2 protein-coding genes are annotated in these 3,000 nt (G+C 66.3%); both read left to right on the forward strand.

What is annotated here, in order from left to right:
• The first annotated feature begins 473 nt into the window (after positions 1 to 473).
• Positions 474 to 983 (forward strand): Hsp20/alpha crystallin family protein, encoded by a 510-nt coding sequence (locus AC08OQ_RS09290; RefSeq protein ID WP_476600071.1) that lies wholly within the window; start codon positions 474 to 476, stop codon positions 981 to 983.
• 207 nt (positions 984 to 1,190) lie between these two features.
• Positions 1,191 to 2,816 carry a chaperonin GroEL gene (gene groL, locus AC08OQ_RS09295; RefSeq protein WP_476600069.1) on the forward strand — a complete coding sequence of 542 codons (1,626 nt, stop codon included), beginning with the start codon at positions 1,191 to 1,193 and terminating at the stop codon, positions 2,814 to 2,816.
• Positions 2,817 to 3,000 lie beyond the last annotated feature (184 nt).

Below are 3,000 nucleotides of genomic sequence, written 5' to 3' on the forward strand. Positions count from 1 at the left end.
CCTATGACGAATCGGGCGTGCCCACGCCGTGAGCAGGCTTCACTCGGATAAACCGACCCCACAGCAGGGAACCTGTCCAGGATTTGCCCAGCAAAACGCATTGCCTACGGAGTATCGCTTGTCGGCAGGCGAAGGAAGAGATCATGAAAAGGCCTTGATTGCCAGGAGGTCCTGATTGCCAGGGGAGCTGGAGCACCAGGAGAGCTGGCAGAGCCACACCGGTCGGGGCCGGGCCGGGGCAGGACAGGGATCGGGGGGCTGAGCCCGGCAGGACGGGCAGCACCAGGCAGCGCCTGGCCCTACAGCCGGTTTCTGGTCCTAAAGCCGGTTCTGGCCCTACAGCCGGCTGTAGCCGGGTGTCCCTCGGCCGTGGCCCGCAGTTTTTGGGCCGGCGAGGCAGGGGTAGAGGCAAGGCATAGTCAATTGGACGCAAAGGTGATAGCCGGCCGGCCCGGCCGGAAGGAGTGAGGATCATGACACTACCTGTACGACGCGGAGAAAGCCTGGGAACGCTGGCACGATGGGATCCGTTCCGGGAGATCGAGGACGCCTGGACTCGCATGGGCAATCTGCTCGGCGACGTCATGGGCGGCGTCGAGGGCCGTCCGGCGCGGTTGCTGGGTGGCATAGTGCAGCCGGTCGACATCGAGGAGACCGATGACGCGTTCGTGATCGATCTCGATCTTCCCGGGGTACGCCGGGAGGACATCTCCGTGGACCTGCGCGACAACGAGCTGTTCGTCACCGGTGAAATCAAGGAGCGGGAACGCACGGGAGTACTGCGCCGCCGTAGCCGCCCAGTGGGCCGGTTCGAGCACCGCATCGCCGTGCCGGGTGACATTGACCCGGAATCGGTGCACGCCACCCTGGCCGACGGAGTGCTCACCATCCGGCTGGCGAAGGCTAAGCGGAGCCAGCCCAAGCACATCGAGATCAGCACCGGACCCGAAGGCCAGAGCACCGGCCCCGAGGGCCAAAGCTGACTGAGTGCCTGGTACGACTGAGTGCCTGGTACCCGGACCCGCCAGCGCGCCCTCCGCCGGGACCCCGGCAGGCCCGGCCTGTCCAGCCGGTCGGCTTGCCCCGCCAGCAGGCGCTACCGACGATTTGTAATTAAGGTATTGCATGTCGTGAGGATGGGCCTGCGATGTTCGCGGGGTCCGGTCACGTTCTGCTTCAGGGGAACCATCATGCCAAAGATCATCGCTTACGAGGAGGAAGCACGGCGCGGGCTGGAACGTGGCATGAACCAGCTGGCCGGCGCCGTGAAGGTGACGCTCGGTCCGAAGGGGCGCAACGTCGTCCTGGAGAAGAAGTGGGGCGTTCCCACCATCACCAATGACGGTGTCTCCATTGCCAGGGAGATCGAGCTCGAAGATCCGTATGAGAAGATCGGCGCCGAGATGGTCAAGGAGGTCGCCAAGAAGACCGACGAGGTGGCCGGCGACGGCACCACGACGGCGACCGTCCTGGCGGAGGCACTGGTCCACGAGGGCCTGCGGAACGTGGCCGCGGGCGCGAACCCGATCGCCCTCAAACGTGGCATCGAGCTGGCCGTCGAGCGGGTCTGTGGGGAGCTGGCCGACCTGTCCAGGGATCTGGAAACCAAGGATCAGATCGCCTCAACGGCCTCGATCTCGGCCGGCGGGGACACCGCGATCGGCCAGATCATCGCCGAGGCGATGGACAAGGTCGGCCGGGACGGCGTCATCACCGTCGAGGAGAGCAACACCTTCGGCCTCGAGCTGGAGCTCACCGAAGGTCTGCGTTTCGACAAGGGCTACATCTCGCCGTACTTCATCACTGATCAGGAGCGGATGGAGTGCGTCCTGGAGGACCCCTACATCCTGGTCGCCAACATCAAGATTTCGCTGGTCAAGGACATGCTCCCGCTCTTGGAGAAGGTCATGCAGGCCGGCAAGCCGCTGCTGGTTATTGCCGAGGACGTCGAGGGGGAGGCCCTGGCAACCCTGGTCGTCAACAAGATCCGCGGTACGTTCCGGTCCGTGGCCGTGAAGGCGCCGGGTTTCGGCGACCGGCGCAAGGCCATGCTCGGCGATATCGCCGTTCTGGCGGGCGGTCAGGTGATCAGTGAGGAGGTTGGTCTCAGGCTGGAGAACGCCGACCTCGACCTGCTTGGCCAGGCCCGCAAGGTTATCGTCACCAAGGATGACACGACCATTATCGAGGGCGCCGGCGACCCGGGCCAGATCGCCGGTCGGGTCAGCCAGATCCGTAGCGAGATCGAGAAGTCGGACTCCGACTACGATCGCGAGAAGCTGCAGGAGCGGCTGGCCAGGCTCGCCGGCGGCGTGGCCGTCATCAAAGCCGGCGCGGCCACCGAGGTCGAGCTCAGGGAGCGTAAGCACCGCATCGAGGACGCGGTCCGCAACGCGAAGGCCGCCGTTGAGGAGGGCATCGTTCCCGGCGGTGGGGTGGCTCTGCTGCTGGCCTCGGAGGCCGTCTTCGACGGGCTGGACGTGGCCGAGGACGAGCGGACCGGGGCCGAGATGGTGCGCCGCGCGTTGACCGAGCCGCTCCGGCAGATCGCGATCAATGCCGGTCTGGAAGGCGGCGTCGTGGTCGAGAAGGTCCGCAACCTGCAACCGGGGTGGGGGCTGGACGCCGCCACCGGCGAGCACGTCAACATGCTCGAGGCCGGGATCATCGACCCGACCAAGGTCACCCGCTCCGCCCTGCAGAACGCCGCATCCATCGCCGGGCTGTTCCTCACTACCGAGGCCGTCGTCGCCGAAAAGCCAGAGGAAAAGGAAACCGCGGCCGCGGCAGCCGGTGGGGGTGGCCTGGAATACTGATTGACAGCGTCGTTGTCGCGGCCGACACGCCGGCCGACACGCCCACGGTGGCGGTCGAACAGGCCCATCCCGTCCTGGAACTCGCCTACCGCGGCAACTCGCCTATTCCGCGACGTTTCCACCGCCGAACTGCCGACGGAAGGAACCGAGCAGGTGGTCGAGGCCCCAGAGGAACTGGCCCGGG

The organism is Frankia sp. CcCS3, assembly GCF_977927575.1.